The following is a 19559-nucleotide window of genomic DNA, read 5'->3' as shown; positions in this document are numbered from 1 at the left end:
GTCACCATGGATCCATGGGTCAGTCCAAACACGAACCGCTGCAGCCGTCTGACCCGAGGCTCCCCCCGGGCCAGCGCGTGCAACGCGGCTGGCCCGCCCTGCACTACGGCCCGGTACCCCGCTTCAAGCCGCTGACCTGGGACCTCCAGGTGTTCGGCGCCACCGCGTCGGCGGAGAAGCACAGCTGGGACTTCGAGGCCTTCAACGCCCTGCCGCGCACCACCGTCGTCGCGGACCTGCACTGCGTGACCAAGTTCTCGGTGCTCGGCAACGAGTGGACGGGCGTGTCGGCGGCCGCGGTGCTCGACCTGGTGCCCCCGGCCCCCGGCGTCACCCACGTGATGGTCTGGGCGGAGTACGGCTACAGCGCCAACCTCCGGCTGGCCGACTTCGCCGACCCGCGCACCCTGCTCGCCACCCACCGCAACGGCGAGGCGCTGACCGCCGAGCACGGCTTCCCGGTCCGGCTGGTCGTCCCGCAGCTGTACGCCTGGAAGGGCCCCAAGTGGGTCCGCGCGGTGGAGTACATGCGGGCCGACCGGCGCGGCTTCTGGGAGGAGCGCGGCTACCACAACCTCGCCGACCCCTGGCGCGAGCAGCGGTACTCCTACCAGGAGGAGCCGGGCGAGGGCCCGCTGCGCTGAGCCCGTCCGGCGGGGCCGCGGCGAGCCGCCCGGAGGCCGCGGCGGACCGCCGGGAGCGGCTAGAAGAGCGAGAACCTGACCGTCACCGGGCTGTGCTGCGGGCGCCGCTCGCCGGCCGCCGGGGACTGGCCGTTGACCTTGACCGCGCCGAACACGTCCCAGCCGGTGGTCTGCATCGTGAAGCCCGCCGCCTGCAGCGCCTTCTGCGCCTCGTCCTTGGTCAGCCCGGTGACGTTCGGGACCGGCACCATGCCCTTGCTGACCACCAGCGAGACGGCGGCGTTCTCCTGCAGCTGCTGGCCAGCCGCCGGCGAGCTGCTGATCACCGAGCCCTCCGGCACGGTGTCGTCGTACGTCTCGGTCACACTGCCCCTGGACAGCTGGGCGCCGGCCAGGGCCGCCGCGGCGTCGGCGGCGCTCCTGCCGACGACGTCCGGCACCGCGATCCGCTTGGGGCCCTTGGAGACGGTGACGGTGATGCTGTCGCTGCGGCGGGCGCGCGCCCCCACCCCGGGGTCCGTGGAGATCACCTGCCCGGACGGGACGGACTCGCTGAACGCCTCGACGAACCTGCCGTGCAGGCCCTCCTTGTCCAGGATCCGCTGCGCCTCGGCCCGGTCCTTTCCGAGTACCCCGGGCACCGCGCCGTACAAGCCCTCGGACAGCCCGTAGGTGGCGCCGCCGACCGCCAGCACCAGCGCGGTCAGCGCGGCGGCCCAGATCACCGCCTTGCGGGGGATCCGGCGCAGCACGCCGGGCCGGCGCTCGCGCACCGGGGCGGGCTCGTCGTACGGGCGCGGCTCGGTGAGCAGCTGGTCCATCAGCTCCGGCGGCACGTCCAGCACGCTGGTGCGTTCCGTCGGCGGGGCGTCGGCGGGCTGCGGCAGCGGCTCGATCACCGAGGTCGGCTCGCTGGTCGGGTAGCGCGGACTGGGCCGGGTGGAGGCCGGCGGCTCGGCGTCCAGCTCGGCCGGGGTGAGGGTGCGGCGGGCCCGCTGGAGCGCGGCGAGCAGCTCGACCGCGTCGTACGGGCGGCCGTCGGCGGCCCGGGCGCAGGCGGCGGCCACTATGGCGTCCAGCTCGGGGCCGACCGCGGGGGCGACCAGGGACGGGGCGGGGACGTCCTCGTGCAGGTGCTTGTACATGACCTGGACGGGGTTGTCGCCGGTGTGCGGGCGGCGGCCGGTCAGCATCTCGTACAGCAGGATGCCGGCCGCGTAGACGTCGACCCGCTGGTCGGTGGGGGCGTCCGGGAGGATCTGCTCGGGGGCCAGGTAGGAGACGGTGCCCAGGACCGTGCCGCCGGTGGCGGTGTCGGCCGAGGTGGGCGCGCCGTCGGCGGTGCCGAGCACCCGGACCAGGCCGAAGTCGGCGACCTTGACCAGGCCGCCCTCGGTGATCAGCACGTTCTCCGGCTTGACGTCGCGGTGGACCAGTCCGGCCCGGTGGGCGGCGCCCAGGGCGGCGAGCACCGGCTCCAGGACGTCCAGGGCGGCCCGGACGGAGAGCGCGCCGCGGTCGCGCAGCAGGTCGCGCAGGGTGCGGCCGGGGACGTACTCCATGGCGAGGAAAACGTTTCCGCCGTCCGCGCCCTGGTCGAAGACGTTGACCACGTTGGGGTGGGTGAGCTTGGCGACCGCCTTGGCCTCGCGGATGAAACGGGCGGTGAAGCCCTCGTCGCCGGCGAGCGCCGGGTGCATCACCTTGAGGGCGACCACCCGGTCCAGCCGGGTGTCGGTGCCCTTGTAGACGGTGGACATCCCGCCGGTGGCGATGCGCTGCTCGACCCGGTACCGGTTGTCGAGCAGGGTGCCGATCAGGGGGTCGTGCAGTGCCATGTCCACCCGGCGAGTCTAGTGCCGGGCCGGGCGGCCGGACCCTGGGGACACCGCCTCAGGGCCCGGCTGTGCCCGGCTTGTGACACGCCGCCCGCCCGGGGCGCCGGGCGTTCAGAACGCCGGTCGTTCCCGGGTGTCCAGGTCGGCGCGGCCGGCCATCGCGGAGGAGGCCTCGGCGTGGAAGCGGCGCGGGATGCGGCCGGCGCGGTGGGCGAGCCGGCCCGCCTCGGCGGCGTGCCGCATCGCCTCGGCCATCAGCACCGGCTCCTGAGCCCGGGTCACCGCGGAGGCCAGCATCACCGCGGCGCAGCCCAGTTCCATGGCCAGCGCGACGTCGGAGGCGGTGCCGGCGCCCGCGTCCAGGATCACCGGGACACCCGCGCTCTCCACGATCAGCTGGAAGTTGTGCGGGTTGCGGATGCCGAGGCCGGAGCCGATCGGCGAGCCCAGCGGCATGATGGCGGCGCAGCCCACGTCCTCCAACTTGCGGGCCAGCACCGGGTCGTCGTTGGTGTACGGCAGCACCGTGAAGCCGTCGTCGACGAGGGTCTCGGCGGCGTCCAGCAGCTCGATCGGGTCCGGCAGGAGGGTCCGCTCGTCGGCGATCACCTCCAGCTTCACCCAGTCGGTGCCGAGCGCCTCGCGGGCCAGCCGGGCCGTCAGCACGGCCTCGCCGGCGGTGAAGCAGCCGGCCGTGTTGGGCAGCACGCGGATGCCGTTGCGGGTCAGCACGTCCAGGACGGAGCCCTGGGTGGAGGCGTCGACCCGGCGCATCGCGACGGTGGTCAGCTCGGTGCCGGAGGCGAGCAGCGCGCGCTCCAGGACCTCCAGGCTCGGCGCGCCGCCGGTGCCCATGATCAGCCGGGAGGAGAAGGCCGTCCCGGCGATGGTGAGCAGGTCGTCGGCCATCTCAGCCTCCCTGCACGGCGGTGAGGATCTCGATCCGGTCGCCCGCGCTCAGCGGCGTCTCGGACCACGAACTGCGGGGCACCACGGCCTCGTTGAGGGCGGCGGCGACGCCGGTGTTGGCCCGGCTCACGGTGGCCACCAGCTCGGCGAGGGTGGTCGTGGCGGGCAGCTCGCGGGGCGTGCCGTTGACGGTCAGGACGATCCCGGTCGGCGCCGTCCCGGCCCGCGCGGATCCGCGCGGCGCGGGCTCGGTGGGTGCGGTCGCGGTCGCGGTCGCGGCGGGTGCGGTCTCGGCCGGTGCGGATCCGGTCGGTGCGGTCTCGGTCATGCCTGGGCCTTCGTGGTGGAGCGGTCGGGGGAGAACCGGGTGGGGGTGAACGGCCTTGCAAGCTCAGGGAGTTCGCCGGTGGCCAGGTACTCGGAGAGCAGGTCGGCGGTCACCGGGGTGAGCAGCACGCCGTTGCGGTAGTGGCCGGTGGCGGCGATCAGCCCGGGAAGGGTGGTCGGGCCGAGCAGCGGTGCGTTGTCGGGCGAGCCGGGACGCAGCCCGGCCGAGGTCTCCGCCAGCGGGAGTTCGGTGATCCCCGGGACCAACTCGTGCGCGTCGCGCAGGAGTTCGTACACCCCTCCGGCGGTGACGGTGGTGTCGTAGCCCTGCTCCTCGGTGGTCGCCCCGATCACCAGCTCGCCGTTCTCCCGCGGCACCAGGTAGACGTGCCGGCCGCGCACCACGGCGCGGACGTTGCGGGAGAGGAACGGCCGGAAGGCGTCGGGGACGCGCAGGCGCAGCACCTGCCCCTTCACCGGGCGGATCGCGGGCAGCACGCCCTCGGGCAGACCGGCCAGCCGGTGGCTGTGCGGGCCGGCGGCGAGGACGACCTGGTCGGCGGTCACGGTCTCGTCGGTGCTCAGCCGGGCGCCGACCGCGCGGCCGCCCTCGACCAGCAGCTCCACCGCCCCGGCGGGCCGGACGACGACACCCGCCCGCTCCCCGGCCGGCAGCAGGGCGGCGAGCATCCGCCGGCCGTCCACCTGGTGGTCGTCCGCGACGTGCAGGCCGCCGCGCACACCGGGGGCGAGCATCGGCTCCAGCCTGCGGGCCTCCCGGCCGGTCAGCCACGTCGAGTCCAGGCCGAGCCGCTGGTGGAAGGCGTGTAGTTCGCGCAGCTCCTCGCGGTCGTCGGAGTCCAGCGCCACGGCGATCGTGCCGCAGCGCCGGTAGCCGGTGTCCTGGCCGCCGCTCGCCTCGGTGAGCTCGGCGGCGAAGGCCGCGTACCGCTCGTTGGAGGCCATGCCGAGCCGCAGCAACGGCTCCTCGCCGTACTGGAGCTCGGTGACCGGGGCGAGCATCCCGGCCGCGACCAGGCCCGCCCCGCCGCCGGGGGAGGGGTCGACCACGACGGTCCGCAGCCCGCGCTGCGCCGCCCGCCAGGCGACGGCGAGGCCGATGATGCCCCCGCCGATCACCAGGACGTCGGCGCGGACGTCCGATGGCATGCGTGTCAAAGCTGCTCTTCTCCCTTCGCCGGTATGACCCGGATCAGGTTCGGACGGTCGCAGGCCGTGCCAGCCCGCCTCTCAGCCCGGTTCGCCGGGCTCCCGTGATGGTGTCCCCACCATAACGCCGGGGCCGGGGGCGGCCGAAGGGCCGTACGAAGGGTGGGACGGCCCCCGGGCCGCCGCGTGGTGCTGAGTACAGTGACGGGCGTGGCAGAGCTGAGCGGAACGGATCAGGTGGTCGTCGTCGGAGCCGGGCTGGCCGGGGCGCAGTGCGCCCTGAAGCTGCGGCAGGGCGGGTGGCGCGGGCGGATCACGCTGGTCGGCGAGGAGCCGCACGCGCCGTACGACCGGCCGCCGCTCTCCAAGGACGTGCTGCTCGGCAAGAGCGACAGCACCGCCCTGGACATCGACTACGCGCACCTCGGCATCGAGGTCCGCACCGGAGTCCGGGCCGCCGGCCTCACCCCCGGAGTGCTGCACACGGACGGCGGCGACCTCCCGTACGGCTCGCTGGTGATCGCCACCGGCGCCGTCCCGCGGGCCCTGCCCGGTGCCGAGCGGGCGCACCTGCTGCACACCCTGGACGACGCGCTGGCGCTGCGCGCGCTGCTGCGCCCCGGTCTGCGGCTGGTGCTGGTCGGCGCGGGCTGGATCGGCGCCGAGGTGTCCACCGCGGCCCGCGCGGCGGGCTGCGAGGTGACCGTGGTCGAGGCGGGCGCGGCGCCGCTGCCCGGCGCGCTGCCGACCGTGATCGGCTCGGCGATGGCCGCCTGGTACACCGAGGCCGGCGTCGACCTGCGCTGCGGGGTCGGCGTGGCCGCCGTCGAGCCCGGCGCGGTGTTGCTGGCGGACGGCTCGCACCTGCCCGCCGACGAGGTGGTGGTCGGCATCGGAGCCCGGCCCGCGACCGAGTGGCTGGCCGGCTCCGGCGTCGAGCTGGACGGCTCCGGCGCCGTCGTGGTGGACGCGCGGCTGCGTACCGGCCTGCCCGGGGTCTTCGCGGCCGGCGACTGCGTCAGCTACCCCTCGGCCCGGGCCGGGGCCCGGCTCGCCGTCCAGCACTGGGACCACGCGCTGCAGTCCGGCGAGGCGGTGGCCGCCGCCGTCCTCGGCGCGGACGCGCCGCCGTACGACCCGGTGCCGTACTTCTGGTCGGAGCAGTTCGGGCGGATGGTCCAGTACGCGGGCCGGCACGCCGAGGGCGACGAGGTGCTGTGGCGCGGCGGTCCGCAGGACGACTCCTGGGCGGTGCTGTGGCTGCGGGGCGGCGTGCCGAGCGCGCTGCTGACCGTGGACCGGCCGCGCGACCTCACCCAGGGGCGGAAGCTGATCGAGCGCGGTACGGCGCTGGACCCGGCCCGCGCCGCGGACCCGGCGGTGCCGCTGAAGTCGGCCGTCGCGGGGTAGCGGCTGGTGCGCGGCAGGCCGCGGAGGTGGCAGTCTGGTGGCGTGAGTGAGATCGAAAGCAAGATTGAAGCCCTGGTCCCCGAGTGGATGTACCTCCCCGACATCTCGGAGCAGTGGGGGGTGCGGGTCACCGAGGTGCGCGACCTGGTCCGCAGCGGCGGGCTGATTGCCATCCGGCGGGGCCCGAACAAGTCGCTGCAGGTCCCTGCGGCGTTCATCGACGGCCAGGGGCTGGTCAAGCACCTGTCCGGCACCCTGACCGTGCTGCGCGACTGCGGGTACAACGATGTGGAGATCCTGGAGTGGCTCTTCACCGAGGACCCGTCGCTGCCCGGCAGCCCGATCCAGGCGCTGCGGGAGAACCGCGGCACCGAGGTCAAGCGCCGTGCCCAGGCGATGCTGATCTGATGGCCGCGGACACGCTGCGCGCCCGCCTGGCGGACGCGCGCCTCTACCTGTGCACCGACGCCCGCCGGGAGCAGGGCGACCTCGCCGAGTTCCTCGACGCGGCGCTGGCGGGCGGGGTGGACGTCGTCCAGCTGCGCGACAAGGGGCTGGAGGCCAAGCAGGAGCTGGCGGCCCTGGAGGTCTTCGCCGACGCCTGCCGCCGGCACGGCAAGCTGCTGGCCGTCAACGACCGCGCCGACGTCGCGCACGCGGCCCGGCCGGACGTGCTGCACCTCGGCCAGGACGACCTGCCGGTGCCGGCCGCCCGGGCGATCCTCGGCGAGGACGTCCTGATCGGCCGGTCCTGCCACGCCGAGTCCGAGGTGGACGCGGCGATCGCCGAGCCCGGAGTGGACTACTTCTGCACCGGCCCGGTCTGGCCGACCCCGACCAAGCCGGGCCGCCCGGCACCGGGCCTCGGCCTGGTCTCGTACGCGGCGAAGCAGGCCACCGACCGTCCGTGGTTCGCCATCGGCGGGATCGACCTCGGCAACCTGGACGAGGTGCTGGCCGCCGGTGCCCGCCGGATCGTCGTGGTCCGGGCCATCACCGCCGCGGAGGATCCGCGGGCGGCCGCCGCCGAGCTGTCCCGCCGCGTGCGGTCCAGCTGATCCCGGGCCGCCGCCGTCCTCAGTACTTGCGGACGGTGGCGGCCTCGGCCAGCGCCAGCAGGACCCCGCGGGCCCGCTCGTCCACCAGCGGGGCCGCCGCCAGGGCGGCCAGCGACTGCCGCATCAGCTCCTCGATCCGGCCCTCCACCAGCTCGGGCGCGCCGCTGCGGGCGACCAGCTCGCGCAGCCCGGCGACCTCCTCGGGCGCCAGGTCCGGCGCGCCGAGCCGCTCGTCCAGGTGCCGGGCGTCCGCGGCGGGCAGGCCGCGCATCGCGTGCGCGACCAGCAGCGTCCGCTTGCCCTCGCGCAGGTCGTCCCCGGCCGGCTTGCCGGTGACCGCGGGGTCCCCGAACACGCCGAGCAGGTCGTCCCGCAGCTGGAAGGCCTCGCCCAGCGGCAGCCCGAACGCCCCGAGGGCGTCCACCAGCTCCGGTCCGGCCCCGGCCAGCAGCGCGCCGACCTGCAGCGGGCGCTCGATGGTGTACTTCGCGGACTTGTAGTGCAGCACCGTCCGGGCGCGGTCCAGCGCGCCGTCGTCCGTCGAGTCGCCGGCCACCGGCTCCAGCACGTCCAGGTACTGGCCGAGCATGACCTCGGTGCGCATCAGGTCGAACACCGGCTTGGCGGCCAGGACGGCGGCCGGCTCCAGGCCCGAGCGCAGGAACAGTTCGTCGCACCAGATCAGCAGCAGGTCGCCGAGCAGCACCGCGGCCGAGGCGCCGTACTGCTCGCGGTCGCCGCGCCAGCCGCTGTCGCGGTGCAGCGCCTCGAAGCGGCGGTGGATCGAGGGCAGGCCGCGGCGGGTGTCGCTGCGGTCCATCAGGTCGTCGTGCACCAGGGCACTCGCCTGGAGCAGTTCCAGGGCGGCGGCCGCGTTGGCGATCCCGTCGCCCCCGGGGGGCGTGGCCGGGCCGCCGGCGGCGCGCCAGCCCCAGTAGCAGAAGGCCGGGCGCAGCCGCTTGCCGCCGTCCAGCAGGAAGTCGCGCAGCGCGTCGGAGGCGGGCACCAGCTGGGGCGAGATCTTGCCGAGCAGCGCGGACTGGCCGTCCATGAACGCGGCGAGCGCGGCGTTGACGCGTGTGCGGACGTCCTCCACGTCAATGGGGTTGGCCGGCCGGGTGCTGGACGAGGTCACGATGGGGCTCCGCTGGTTCTCTGGGGTGCAGCAAGCGTAGCGGGGCGGCCGGGAACGGGCGTGCGAGCGGGCCCGCGGGGGTGGTGCGACGGGGTCGGCGGACGCGGTGCGACGGGCCCGGAAGGGACGGCGGGGGCCAATCGGAATGCCGTCCATCAGTTGTCTCAATCCGTGGAACCGAGTTGTCCGGTCTCCTCGAAGGCCGGATAGCCTGCCAGCATGGCACTCGGAATCGCTTCCACGAGAGCGGATCGCGCACTGACCGTCCGCGAGCTCCTGGCGGCCGGCAAGCGCTCCTTCTCCTTCGAGTTCATGCCGCCGCGCACCGAGGTCGGCGAGCAGAAGCTCTGGGACGCCATCCGTCGACTCGAACCGCTCGACCCGAACTTCGTCTGCATGACGTACGGCGCGGGCGGCTCCTCGCGCGAGCGCACGGTCAACATGGTCGGCCGGATCGCCACCGAGACCACGCTCACGCCGGTCGCGCACCTGACCGCCGTCGACCACTCGATCGCGGAGCTGCGCAACATCATCGGCCAGTACGCGGACCAGGGCGTGCGCAACGTCCTCGCGGTCCGGGGCGACCCGCCCGGCGACCCGATGGGCGAGTGGGTCAGTCACCCCGACGGCGTCACCTACGCGTACGAGCTGGTGGAGCTGATCAAGGGCATCGGCGACTTCTGCGTCGGCGTCGCGGCCTCGCCGAACATGCACCCGCGCTCGACGAACTGGGACGACGACATCCGGCACTTCGTGGCGAAGATCCGCTCCGGGGCCGACTACGCGATCACCCAGATGTTCTTCGAGGTGGACGACTACCTGCGGCTGCGCGACCGGGTGATCGCCGCGGGCTGCGAGACGCCGATCATCCCGGAGATCATGCCGGTCACCAACGCCAAGCAGCTGGAGCGCTTCCCGCAGCTCAGCGGCTCGGCCTTCCCGGCCGACCTGGAGGCCCGCCTGCGGGCGGCCATCGACGACCCGGCGGCGCTGCGGGCCGTCGGCATGGAGCACGCCACCGCGATGGCCGAACGGCTCCTCGCCGAGGGCGCGCCCGGTCTGCACTTCATCACGCTGAACCACTCGACGGCGACGCTGGAGATCTACCAGAACCTCGGGCTGCACCAGCGCTGAGGTCCCGCGGCCGGCCCGAGCAGGGCGGGTCCGGTCGTCCGGGTGGTCCTTGCGACCGGCGTGCTGACGCCGGGCGTTCACGGGCCCGTCACCGTCCCGACGGTGGCGGGCTCGGTCGTGTGCGGTCGGTACCGGGTGCGCCGGGAACGCGATGCGGTACCCCGGCCGTTGAACCGGTACAGTCGCCGCACACCCGCGGCGGACACGTGCGGGCACGCGACTGGAGGTAGCGGGCGGATGGGCATCGGATACCTGCTGCTGTACGCCGCGTTGGCGGTGGTGGCGCTCTGGCTGGTCGCCGAGGTGCTGCTGCAGAACCGGGCGCCGGTGCACTGGCGGGTCCTGGCCCTGGTCGGCTTCCTGGGCGTGGCCGGCGGGATGGGCGCCGGGTCGGTCGTGGTGATCGGGGCCGGTGCGGCGCTGTTCGCGGTCGGCCAGACCTTCGTCACGCTGTCGGTCAAGCGCGGCTACCGCGACGGCTGGTCCCTGCGGAAGGCCGACGGCAGCCTGCCGGGCCCGCTCGCCAAGGTGCCGCTGCTCGGCGCCCTCACCGGCGGCGGGGCCGCGGTGGCGGCGGCCGTGGTCGCCGAGGAGCGGATCGGCGAGGTCAGCGCCGTCGAGGAGCCCCCGGCCTTCGAGCCGACGCCGACGCCCGAGGACGAGCCGCAGGTCGAGCAGACCGCCGCGTTCGAGATGCAGGAACTCGCCCAGGACGGCATCTACGCCCCCGCCTACTACGAGCAGCAGCAGCCGCAGCAGCAGGCCCAGGACCCGTATGCCGCCACGGCCTACCAGGGCGGCTACGACCAGCAGCAGTGGCAGACCCAGCAGCAGCCCGCCTTCGCCTACGACCAGTCCTACGGCGGCTACCCGCAGCAGGACCTGCAGCAGGACCCGTACGGCGCCTACCAGCAGCAGGGCCAGCAGCCGGGCCAGCAGCAGGACCCGTACGCGGGCTACCAGCAGCAACAGCAGACCTGGGACCCGAACGCCCACCAGCACCAGCAGCAGTGGCAGCCCCAGCCCGACCCGCAGGCCCAGGGCATCCCGCAGCAGCAGGCGTACGACCAGAACTACGGCTACCAGCAGCAGAACACCTGGCACCAGGGCTGACGAACCCGGGGTGGGCTGCCGGGCCTAGGCCGGCCCCACCAGGTTGGCGGCGATGCAGGCCGACATGCCGACGCGGGCCAGCCCGCCGCCGGGGTGGGCGGTGCCGCCGATCAGGTAGAGGCCGGGGACCGGGGACTCGTTGGCGGTCCTCAGCCAGCCCCCGTCCGCTCCGGCCAGCACCGGCAGGGCGACCGAGCCGCCCGGGGCGCCGGTCTCCCGGCGGGTGTCCTCCGGGGTGCGCACGACCCGCCACAGCACCCGCTCGCGCAGGCCCGGCACGGCCGCGTCGACGTGGGCGAGCAGCCGGTCGGCGTAGCGCTCGGCGACACCGGGGGCGGTCCAGTCGACGACGCCCTGCGCCGGGACGGTCGCGGTCAGCACCACGCTCTCGTGCGCGTCGTCGGGGCGCAGCGCGGGGTCGTCCGGGCGCAGCACCTGCACCGTGGGGCGCTCGCACAGCGGGCCGGCGCCGGTCAGGGCCCGCTCCTCGGCGGCGAGGTCGGGCGCGTGCACCACGGTGCGGTGGGCGGTGCCCTCCGGCCGGGCGCCGCGCAGGGCGAGCAGCACGCAGAACCGGCCGGGCGCCCCGGACGGCCGCCACGCCCCGGCCGGCTTCCCGGGCCACTCGGCCAGGCCGCGGCCGAACAGCGCGTCGGCGTCCATCGCCGAGAGCACCAGGTCGGCCTCGATCCGGCCGTCCGGCGTCTCGACGCCGCGGGCGCGGCCGTCCTCGACGACGACCCGGGTGACGGGCGTGTCGAAGCGGAAGTCGACCCTGCGCAGCTCGCAGCGCCGGTACACCGCCTCCGCGAGGGCGCGCAGGCCGCCCCGGACGTACCAGACGCCGAAGGACTGCTCCATGTACGGCAGCACGGTGGCCCCGGCCGGGGCCAGGCCCGGGACGAAGCCGTAGCGGACCGCGGACTCGAACAGCAGGGCGGTCAGGCCGGGGTGCCCGTCCAGTTGCCGCGCCGCCACGTCGTGGAGGGTCCACGGGGCGGCGCGGCGCAGCCGGGCCAGGCCGGTGCGCGGCGGGACGGGGTACGGGTCGGTGCCCAGGAAGCCGGTGTCGGCGGGGAGCGGCTCTTCGAGCAGCGGGCGGCGGGTGGCCTCCCAGACCGTCCGGCCGTCGTTCATCACCGCGCTCCAGCGGGCGCCGGAGCCGGCCCCGAAAGCCGCGTCCAGGGCCTGGCTGACCCCGCCGCGGGAGGCGTTGGGCAGGGTGACGGCGGTGCCGTCGGGGAACAGGTGCCGGCTCTCCGGATCGACCGGGGCCAGCTCGACCAACTGCTCCAGCGGCTCCTTGCCGGTCTTCAGCGCGAGGTCGCGGTAGACCGCGGGGAGGGCGAGCAGCCCCGGCCCGGTGTCGAAGGCGAAGCCGTCGCGCTCGTGGCGGCCGACCATGCCCCCGTACGTACCGCTCGCCTCGCAGACCGTCACCCGGTGGCCGAGGGTCGCCAGCCGGGAGGCCGCCGCGAGCCCGCTCATTCCTGCGCCGATGATGACGATCCGTGCCATGGCACCCGATCCTAGGGGCCCGGGAGGCCCGGCTCAGACCCCCGGCTGCCGGGCGTACGCGCCCTGCACGCCCTGCGCGGCCTTGGCGGCCCGGCGCTCGCGGCGGCGGGCCCGGAAGGCGCGGATCTTGCCGATCACCAGGCGGACCAGCAGCAGCCCGGCCACCAGGACCACGGCGGCGATCGAGGCGGCCAGCCACGGGTGGAAGATCGCCAGGGTGACCAGGCCGGCCACCGAGAGGTCCTCCGCCATGCTGACCACGATGTTGCTGGCCGGCTCGGGGGAGGTGTTGACGGCCATCCGCAGCGAGGCCTTCACCAGGTGGCTGACCAGCGCCGTCGTCCCGCCCATCGCACCGGCCACGACCTCGCTCAGCGAGCCGGGGTCGTTGCTCGCGATCAGGACGCCCACGGTGGCGCCGGCGATCGGCCGGATCACGGTGTGCACGAGGTCCCAGACGCTGTCCACGTACGGGATCTTGTCGGCCACCGCCTCCAGCGCGAACAGCACGGCGGCCACGACCAGCACGTCCGTGCGCTCCAGCGCGTGCGGCACCGACTGTGCGTCGGCGAACCGGCCCAGCAGGCCGAGCAGCAGCACCACCGCGTAGGCGTTGATGCCGCTGGCCAGTCCGCTGGTGAAGATCAGCGGCAGGATCGTCATGGCCTCCCCCTTCTCGTGAACCCGGGCCGTTCCGCCCGGCCCCGCCGTACCGTACCGGGAGCCGGGACGCCGTACGGCCCGGGGCCGGTTCCGCGCGGGGTCTGAGTACGGATACTCAGGTCCGCGGTTGAGTACGTCAGCGGATGGCCTCCGACCTGCGGAGACGGGAGAGTGGTGGCACCCGGGAGGAGCGGCGCGTCGGGCGCCGCCCCGCCCGGGTGGCGGATCCGTCCGTCCCTCCGGCCGTGAGTGCCGGGGGACGGCGGCGGAGATCCGCGAAACGGGGCTGGTCACGGTCCCCGCACCGCCGACACGGGGCGGCGGAGCGGGCCGGGGGGAGACCGGCCACGGGGGAAGTTCGCCACCGCCGCCCGTGGGGGGACGGCGGAGCGACGGCACACGGCGGCGGCGCGGACCGGGGGAGGGCCCGCGCCCGCCGCCGATCGCGTTTCCCGGTCTCCGTCCCGGAACGGACGGATTGTCAGTGGTGCCGTTCACGATGGAGGGGCACGGACCACCCGGTCCGCGCACTGCCTCGGAACGGGGGAGACCATGACCATCAGCCGTCCTGAGCCCGTCACCGCCCGCCTCCACTCCGCCGCCCACCCGTACACCCCGGACCAGCCGGGCGGACGCCCCGCCGGCCGGGACGTCCACCCCGTGGTCCGCCGGATCGCCGCGCCGCCGGCCGCCCTCGACCTGCTCGCCGACGCCCACCGCACCCTCGCCCGCGCCCGCGCGCTGGAGGACCCGCTGGAGCGCTACGCCACCGCGCACCTGGCCGCGCTGCGCACGGTGGCGGCCGTCCTGGCGGTGCGCGGGCGCCCGGAGAAGAACCCGCGCCGGCGCAAGGCCATCCGCAGCGCCTGGGAGGTGCTGCCCGAGGTGGCTCCGGAGCTCGCCGAGTGGGCGCTCTACTACGGCGCCGGAGCCCGCCGCCGGGCCGCCGCCGAGGCCGGGATCCGGGGTGCCGCGTCGGCCCGCGACGCCGACGACCTGATCCGCAACTCCGCCCTGTTCCTGCGCCTGGTCGAGCGGCTGCTGGGCCTGCGGGCGGTCCCGCCCGCGCCCCGGCTGCCGCTGGACGGCGACGAGCCGCCGGGCACCGCCGGACCGGCCACCCGTAAGGTGGAGGCAACCTGATCGAACTGCACGTGCCAAGGAGCCGCACCTTGTACCCGACGCGTCCCCGCAGTGCCCTGCGTACCGCCGTGGTGTGGGAGGTGGTGCGGGCAGCCCTGGAGAAGCGGGCGGCCGAGCTGGAGCAGCCGGTGCTCGACGTGGTCGACACCGGCGGCGGCACCGGCAACTTCGCCGTGCCGGTGGCCAAGCTCGGCCACCGGGTCACCGTCGTCGACCCGAGCCCGGACGCGCTGTTCGCGCTGGAGCGCCGGGCGGCCGAGGCCGGCGTGACGGACCTGGTGCGCGCCGTCCAGGGCGACACCCAGACGCTGCCCGAGCTGGTCGCCCCCGGCACCGTGGACGCGGTGCTCTGCCACGGCGTGCTGGAGGTCGTGGACGACCCGGCCGAGGCGCTCGGCAGCCTGGCGGGCACCCTCCGCAAGGGCGGTCTGGTCAGCCTGCTGGCCGCCAACCGCAACGGCGCCGTGCTGGCCCGCGCGCTGGCCGGCCACTTCAACGAGGCCCGCACGGTGCTCTCCGCCACCGACGGCCGCTGGGGCGAGAACGACCCGATGCCGCGCCGCTTCACCGGCGAGGAGCTGTCCGGCCTGGCCGAGGCCGCCGGTCTGCGGGTGGAGTCGGTGCACGGCGTCCGGGTCTTCGCCGACCTCGTCCCCGGGGTGCTGGTGGACACCGAGCCGGGCGCGCTGGAGGCGCTGCTGAAGCTGGAGGAGGCCGCCGCCGAGCAGCCCGCCTTCCACGCCGTGGCGACCCAGCTGCACCTGCTGGCCACCCTGGCCTGAGCCGCCCCCGCCGGGCCTCCGCGAGACCTCCGCGGGACCTTCGCCGCCGCACGGTTCGCACACCGTACAGCGGCGGTTCGCGTGCCCGTCGCCCGCCGGTTCCCCGGCCCGGCCGACCGGCCGGTTTCCGCTCTCCTGCGGCGAAGCTGCCCAGGTCCGGACCGATTCCAACGGATCGGGCACTTGTCCGGGGCGTGGCGCGTTGACACCGGTGCGGCCGGGCCCGGTCGAAGTGGCCCGTCCCACGCGGCGCAGACCACTCCGTAACAGGCTCACGGACCGTATGATCTGGGTAAAGCCGGAAAGCATGACAGCCGGATGCGTGGGGCATATGGACGACACGGGCCGGGCCCCCCGCACAGGCGTCCGACCGTGTTGCCCCAAGGCTGATTGGACTTGCCTCCCCGACCGGGGTGGGCGGACCGGTCGCACCCGCGACCGACGAGTAGGAGGACTCCGTGCCGCTCTCGGAGCACGAGCAGCGACTGCTCGACCAGATGGAGCGAGCGCTGTATGCCGAAGATCCCAAATTCGCGTCGGCGCTTGAGGGAACCGGGCTGCGCACCTACACCCGTCGGCGGGTCTACCTGGCCATTGCCGGATTCGTGGTGGGGATCGGGCTCTTGATGGGCGGCATGGTCGTTCCGGACCAGATCTGGGTCAGCGTCGTGGGCTTCCTGGTGATGCTCGGGTGCGCGGTGTTCGCCGTGACCGGCTGGCGCCGCGGGCCCGCGGCCCAGGGCTCCGGGCCCCGCCAGGCCGCCGCCCCGCGCCGCAAGGCCGGAATGATGGACCGGGTCGAGCAGCGCTGGCAGCGCCGCAGGGACGAGCAGACCGGCGGCTTCTAGCCACCGGGCCGTACGGCGCATCAGGACCGAAGACGCCGGGGGCGGGCAGTCGACCGACTGCCCGCCCCCGGCGTCTGCCGTGCCCGGGGCTCAGGACTCCCGGGTGTCCGACCCGGGAGCGTCCGGCCCTGGGGTGTCCTGCCCGGGCCGCCGGGTGAGGACCCGCCGGACCGGGGCGGAGACCGCCTCGACCGCCCCGGCCACCGTGGTGCCGACGGCCGTCCGGGCCGCCCGCAGCGCGTCGGAGATCCGCCACCACAGCTGCGCCGAGGACGGAGGCAGCAGCAGCGCCCGGGCGCGCCCGGCCCGGCCGACGCCCGCCCGCAGCCCGCGCCGGGCGGTGTGCACGTCGGCGGCCAGCGGCGCCTCGGTGACCTGTCCGGGCGGGGCGTACAGCACCCGCTCGGTGGCCAGCGCCAGCCGCCCGGTGGCGGCCGCGGCGTCCGCGTCCAGGTCCGCCTTCTCGGTGATCCGCCGGGCGGCCGACCGCGGGGTGCGTGACTCGTCCGGGGGAATTCCGATGTCCCAGGCGGAGTCGACCAGCTCGTCCCAGGCGGCCAGCACCTGGGCGTCGGTCAGCTCCGCGGGACCGCTCCCGCCGGGCCGGCGCCGCCCGCCGCCGCCGAGCCGACGACGGCGTACGGCCGTGCGCCAGAGCATCGGCGAGAGCAGCAGCGCGATCACCGCCAGCACCGCGGCGAAGGTGCCGAGCACCTGCCCGGACAGCAGCCAGGACTCCTCGGTGGGCTTGGCGGCGGTCTTGCCCTTGGGCCCGCAGTCGCCCAGCTGACGCTGCTTGGCGGTGCAGTCCGAGCTGCTGGACGGCGCCGGAGCGGCCGACGCGCTCTGCGGGGCCGCGGTCGCGTGCTGGGTCGGCGCGGTGGTCGGCGCGCTGGACGCCTCGGTGTAGTGGGTCGGAACGCCCCGGCTCGGGGTCGGCTCGAAGCGCAGCCAGCCGTAGCCCGCGAAGTACAGCTCGGGCCAGGCGTGGTACATCCGGCCGTTCACCGAGTAGACGTTGCCGCCCTTGGTGTCGCCGGGGGTGAAGCCCACGGCGACCCGGGCCGGGATCTTCAGCACGCGGGCCATCGCCGCCATGGTGGAGGCGAAGTGCACGCAGAAGCCCCGGCGGTCGCGCAGGAAGACCGTGATGGCGTTGCTGCCGGTGCCGGCCGCGACCGTGGTGTCGTACGTGAAGTCCGGCCCGGTGAACCAGTTCACCAGGGCCACCGCCCGGTCGTAGTCGTTCTGTGCGCCGCCGGTGACCGTCCTGGCCTGCTCGGCGACCACGCTCGGCAGGTCGGCCGGGACGGCGGTGTAGCGGTCCCGGATGTCCTGCGGTGCGGCGGCGGCCTGGCGCAGCTCGTTCGCGGTGGGCCGCAGGTCCAGGGCGCTGACGTGGTAGCGCAGGCCGCGCATCGCCTTGTCGTCGACCGGCACGACGGTGCGGGTCAGCGGGTCGAGCTTCCACTCCCCGCGGTTGGGCACCTGGACGGAGGCGGCCGGGTAGGGCATCGGCAGCCAGCTGTTCTGCAGCCGGTCGCTGACCTGGAAGTCGCCCTCGATCCGGGGGACGTTGGCGTTGCGCAGGCCCTCGGGGTTCGGCATCGACACCGGGAGGTCGTTGACCGTGGTGCTGCTCAGCCGCCAGCTGGTGCCGTCGAACTGGTCCAGCGAGCCCGTCCGGAGGTAGGTCTGGTCGGCCACGTCGCTGTCCATGGTGTAGGTGAGCAGCTCGGCGTCGGTGGGCCGGGTGATCGCGGCCTCCAGGCTGACCAGTGGGTCGAGGGTGCTCGCCACGCCCCCGCCGGCGCCCTTGCCGGAGCTTCCGCCGGAGCCGGAGTGCAGCAGCCCGAGGTCCCAGTGCGGCAGGACGACGGGGAGCAGCATCGCCACGGCCAGCGCCAGGATGCCGACCTGCTGGCCGCCCGGGCTGACCCGGCCGGAGCTCACGGTGCCGCGGGGGGTGCCGCGGAAGACCCGGCCCCAGCGCGAGACCCGGTCCTGGCCCTCGGCGAAGAGCAGCACCAGGTAGCCGGCCGCGGCGAGCGCGAACCAGAACCAGCTGCTGTGGTCCCCGGCCAGGATGTTGCCGATCGAGTAGAGCGCCAGCAGCGGCAGCCCGGCCAGCGCCGAGCGGCGGTAGGTCACCGCGACGGTGTCCGCCAAGACGGCGATCAGGCCGACCGCGGAGACCAGGATCAGCCGCAGGCCGGGCGTGGGCGGTGCCGGGATCGCGTACTGCTGTATGTCGTCCAGACCGGAGGCGAAGACCTGGTCCAGGACCCGCAGCGCGGACGGACCGGGCAGCGCGGTGCCGGAGAAACCGATGACCATCAGCAGGAGCAGCACCAGCAGCTGCCCGACCGGCACCGTCCAGCGGTACAGCGGGGAGCGCCGCAGGCCGGCGCCGACCGCGGCGAGGACGACGATCACCAGGACGGCGTGGGTCAGCCAGCTGCGCGAGGTCAGCAGCGGGAGCATGCAGAGCGAGGCGAGCACGGTGGCCAGCGCCGCGTAGACGGTCAGTTTGGCCCGGGTGGTCACGCGCCGGCCTCTTCTCGGTTGGGGGCGGTCGTCTTGGCGCCTTCGGCGGCCCGCCACAGGTCCGGTACGGAGTCCCCGGCGCGCACCGGGATGACCGTCCAGCCGGCCTCGCGCAGCTTCCGGACCCGGGCGCGGAACTCGTCGCCGCCCGTGTCCGGGGCGAGCATCCGCAGGCCGGCCCAGGTGCCGGTGTCCAGCAGGAAGGCGATCGCCCCGCCGGTGCGGCTGCGCAGCCGGGCCAGCCGGGCGGTCTGCGTGTCGTCCAGCTCGCCGAGGACGGCGACCAGCAGGCCCTCGCCGCCGGTGCGCAGCGGCTCCTCGGCGCGGGAGAGCGTGCCGCCGTCGGACAGGTCGGCGACCGCGAGGGCGTCCAGGATCAGCCCGGAGGTGTCGGCGGCGTTGTTGTGGCCGCCCGCGCCGGGCCCGGGCACCGCGAGGCCGGTGTCGGTGAGCAGCTGGGTCTGGTAGCCGCGCTCCAGCAGGTGCGTGGCGACGGAGGCGACGCAGCTGACCGCCCACTCGAAGGAGGAGGCGGGGCCGCTGCCCCGGTGGCCGATCTCCCGGGTGTCCAGCAGGACGGTGGCCCGGGCCTTCTGCGGCTGCTCCTCGCGGCGCACCATCAGTTCGCCGTACTTGGCGGTGGAGCGCCAGTGCACCCGGCGCAGGTCGTCGCCGGGCCGGTACTCGCGCAGGATCACGTCGTCGTCGCCGGCCAGGGCCAGCGTGCGGCTGTGGCTCTCGCCCTGGCCGAGCCACTCGCCGCTGAGCCGGACGTACGGCAGGGCCTGGACCAGGGGGACGACGGTGAGCACGTCGGAGGCGGTGAAGGCCCGGGTCACCTCGCACATCCCGAACGGGTCGGCCAGCCGCAGCTGCAGGGGCCCGAGCGGGTAGCGGCCGCGCAGGTCGGAGCGGACCCGGTAGGAGACCTCGCGGTAGCCGCGCGGCTCGACCCGGTCCAGCACGAAGCGCGGGCGCGGCCCGAGCACGTACGGGACCTTGTCCTCCAGGAGCAGCAGGCCGGTGGGCACCCGGGAGACGTTGTCGAGCCGCAGGTGGACCCGGGCCTCCTGGCCCGCGATCGCCCGGCGCGGGCTGAGCCGGCGGCCGCTGGCCACCCGGTAGCGGGTGTTGGCGACCACCACCACGGCGACCAGCGGGAGCGCGGCGAGCAGCACGCCCACCCGCAGCAGGGCGTCCTGGTCGAGCAGGTAGGCGCAGACCACCGCGGTGATCCCGGCGGCGAGGAAGGACCGGCCGCGCGTGGTGAGGCCGCGGAACCCGGCCCGCAGCCCTGACGCGGCGTCGGACTGGGCCACC

At 75.1% G+C, this 19559-nt stretch carries 18 protein-coding genes and 1 riboswitch; of the genes, 9 read left to right on the top strand and 9 right to left on the bottom strand.

Features of this window, described 5'->3' with window-relative positions; translation table 11 throughout:
• The first annotated feature begins 14 nt into the window (after positions 1 to 14).
• The gene (locus ACIGG8_RS12985) at positions 15 to 644 is read left to right on the top strand and encodes a sulfite oxidase-like oxidoreductase (RefSeq protein ID WP_350522518.1); all 630 of its coding nucleotides are present in this window, start codon (positions 15 to 17) and stop codon (positions 642 to 644) included.
• 59 nt (positions 645 to 703) lie between these two features.
• Here the strand turns inward: ACIGG8_RS12985 and pknB are convergent, their stop codons facing one another.
• The 4 genes from pknB to thiO all read right to left on the bottom strand — a co-directional run bounded on the left by pknB (position 704) and on the right by thiO (position 4888).
• Positions 704 to 2482 (bottom strand): Stk1 family PASTA domain-containing Ser/Thr kinase, encoded by a 1779-nt coding sequence (gene pknB / locus ACIGG8_RS12980; RefSeq protein ID WP_350522606.1) that lies wholly within the window; start codon positions 2480 to 2482, stop codon positions 704 to 706.
• A 111-nt stretch (positions 2483 to 2593) separates the two neighbouring features.
• The gene (locus tag ACIGG8_RS12975) at positions 2594 to 3391 is read right to left on the bottom strand and encodes a thiazole synthase (protein ID WP_396547631.1); all 798 of its coding nucleotides are present in this window, start codon (positions 3389 to 3391) and stop codon (positions 2594 to 2596) included.
• A gap of 1 nt (position 3392) precedes the next feature.
• The gene (thiS, locus tag ACIGG8_RS12970; RefSeq protein ID WP_396547629.1) at positions 3393 to 3719 is read right to left on the bottom strand and encodes a sulfur carrier protein ThiS; all 327 of its coding nucleotides are present in this window, start codon (positions 3717 to 3719) and stop codon (positions 3393 to 3395) included.
• Positions 3716 to 4888, bottom strand: a complete 1173-nt coding sequence (thiO, locus tag ACIGG8_RS12965) for a glycine oxidase ThiO (RefSeq protein ID WP_396547627.1) — start codon at positions 4886 to 4888, stop codon at positions 3716 to 3718. The genes thiS and thiO overlap by 4 nt, the downstream gene beginning before the upstream one ends.
• A 3-nt stretch (positions 4889 to 4891) precedes the next feature.
• Positions 4892 to 5004: riboswitch (TPP riboswitch) on the bottom strand.
• An 85-nt stretch (positions 5005 to 5089) separates the two neighbouring features.
• Here thiO and ACIGG8_RS12960 point away from each other — a divergent pair.
• From ACIGG8_RS12960 to thiE, 3 genes are read left to right on the top strand one after another with little or no spacing between them, the layout of a single operon-like run.
• Complete coding sequence (locus ACIGG8_RS12960) at positions 5090 to 6298, top strand: NAD(P)/FAD-dependent oxidoreductase (protein WP_396547625.1); 1209 nt, start codon at positions 5090 to 5092, stop codon at positions 6296 to 6298.
• Between the two features lie 42 nt (positions 6299 to 6340).
• Entirely contained in the window at positions 6341 to 6706 is a 366-nt protein-coding gene (locus ACIGG8_RS12955; protein ID WP_396547623.1) for an Rv2175c family DNA-binding protein, read from the top strand.
• Entirely contained in the window at positions 6706 to 7356 is a 651-nt protein-coding gene (gene thiE / locus ACIGG8_RS12950; RefSeq protein WP_396547622.1) for a thiamine phosphate synthase, read from the top strand. Before ACIGG8_RS12955 ends, thiE begins: the two co-directional genes overlap by 1 nt.
• 19 nt (positions 7357 to 7375) lie before the next feature.
• Here the strand turns inward: thiE and ACIGG8_RS12945 are convergent, their stop codons facing one another.
• Positions 7376 to 8491, bottom strand: a complete 1116-nt coding sequence (locus ACIGG8_RS12945; protein ID WP_350522511.1) for a polyprenyl synthetase family protein — start codon at positions 8489 to 8491, stop codon at positions 7376 to 7378.
• Between the two features lie 219 nt (positions 8492 to 8710).
• On the opposite strand from ACIGG8_RS12945, the gene metF reads away from it, so the two are divergent.
• Both metF and ACIGG8_RS12935 read left to right on the top strand, forming a co-directional pair.
• Positions 8711 to 9625 carry a methylenetetrahydrofolate reductase [NAD(P)H] gene (gene metF / locus ACIGG8_RS12940; RefSeq protein WP_350522510.1) on the top strand — a complete coding sequence of 305 codons (915 nt, stop codon included), beginning with the start codon at positions 8711 to 8713 and terminating at the stop codon, positions 9623 to 9625.
• A 237-nt stretch (positions 9626 to 9862) separates the two neighbouring features.
• On the top strand, positions 9863 to 10738 hold the full coding sequence (locus tag ACIGG8_RS12935) for a hypothetical protein (protein WP_396547621.1): 876 nt from the start codon (positions 9863 to 9865) through the stop codon (positions 10736 to 10738).
• Positions 10739 to 10762: 24 nt separating this feature from the next.
• Here the strand turns inward: ACIGG8_RS12935 and ACIGG8_RS12930 are convergent, their stop codons facing one another.
• Positions 10763 to 12256 (bottom strand): phytoene desaturase family protein, encoded by a 1494-nt coding sequence (locus tag ACIGG8_RS12930; RefSeq protein ID WP_396547619.1) that lies wholly within the window; start codon positions 12254 to 12256, stop codon positions 10763 to 10765.
• Positions 12257 to 12289: 33 nt separating this feature from the next.
• Positions 12290 to 12919, bottom strand: coding sequence for a DUF4126 domain-containing protein (locus ACIGG8_RS12925; protein ID WP_396547618.1), 630 nt, complete (start codon positions 12917 to 12919; stop codon positions 12290 to 12292).
• A gap of 558 nt (positions 12920 to 13477) precedes the next feature.
• On the opposite strand from ACIGG8_RS12925, the gene ACIGG8_RS12920 reads away from it, so the two are divergent.
• The 3 genes from ACIGG8_RS12920 (at position 13478) to ACIGG8_RS12910 (ending at position 15692) form a co-directional block, all read left to right on the top strand.
• Positions 13478 to 14062, top strand: coding sequence for an SAV_6107 family HEPN domain-containing protein (locus ACIGG8_RS12920; protein WP_396547758.1), 585 nt, complete (start codon positions 13478 to 13480; stop codon positions 14060 to 14062).
• Positions 14063 to 14091: 29 nt separating this feature from the next.
• Positions 14092 to 14844 carry a methyltransferase domain-containing protein gene (locus ACIGG8_RS12915; protein ID WP_350522505.1) on the top strand — a complete coding sequence of 251 codons (753 nt, stop codon included), beginning with the start codon at positions 14092 to 14094 and terminating at the stop codon, positions 14842 to 14844.
• A gap of 458 nt (positions 14845 to 15302) precedes the next feature.
• Complete coding sequence (locus ACIGG8_RS12910) at positions 15303 to 15692, top strand: DUF3040 domain-containing protein (protein ID WP_350522504.1); 390 nt, start codon at positions 15303 to 15305, stop codon at positions 15690 to 15692.
• 90 nt (positions 15693 to 15782) lie between these two features.
• On the opposite strand, the gene ACIGG8_RS12905 is transcribed toward ACIGG8_RS12910, so the two are convergent.
• Together ACIGG8_RS12905 and ACIGG8_RS12900 are read right to left on the bottom strand one after the other, a co-directional pair.
• On the bottom strand, positions 15783 to 18239 hold the full coding sequence (locus ACIGG8_RS12905) for a transglutaminaseTgpA domain-containing protein (RefSeq protein WP_396547616.1): 2457 nt from the start codon (positions 18237 to 18239) through the stop codon (positions 15783 to 15785).
• Positions 18236 to 19558: a DUF58 domain-containing protein gene (locus ACIGG8_RS12900; RefSeq protein ID WP_396547614.1), complete on the bottom strand. Its 1323-nt coding sequence runs from the start codon at positions 19556 to 19558 to the stop codon at positions 18236 to 18238. The genes ACIGG8_RS12905 and ACIGG8_RS12900 overlap by 4 nt, the downstream gene beginning before the upstream one ends.
• Between the last annotated feature and the right edge of the window lies 1 nt (position 19559).

It is taken from the genome of Kitasatospora sp. NPDC085464 (assembly GCF_044541955.1).
Classification (GTDB): Bacteria; Actinomycetota; Actinomycetes; order Streptomycetales; family Streptomycetaceae; genus Kitasatospora.
The sequence above is the reverse complement of the archived record's forward strand: the minus strand, read 5'-3'. Positions and strand labels throughout refer to the sequence as shown.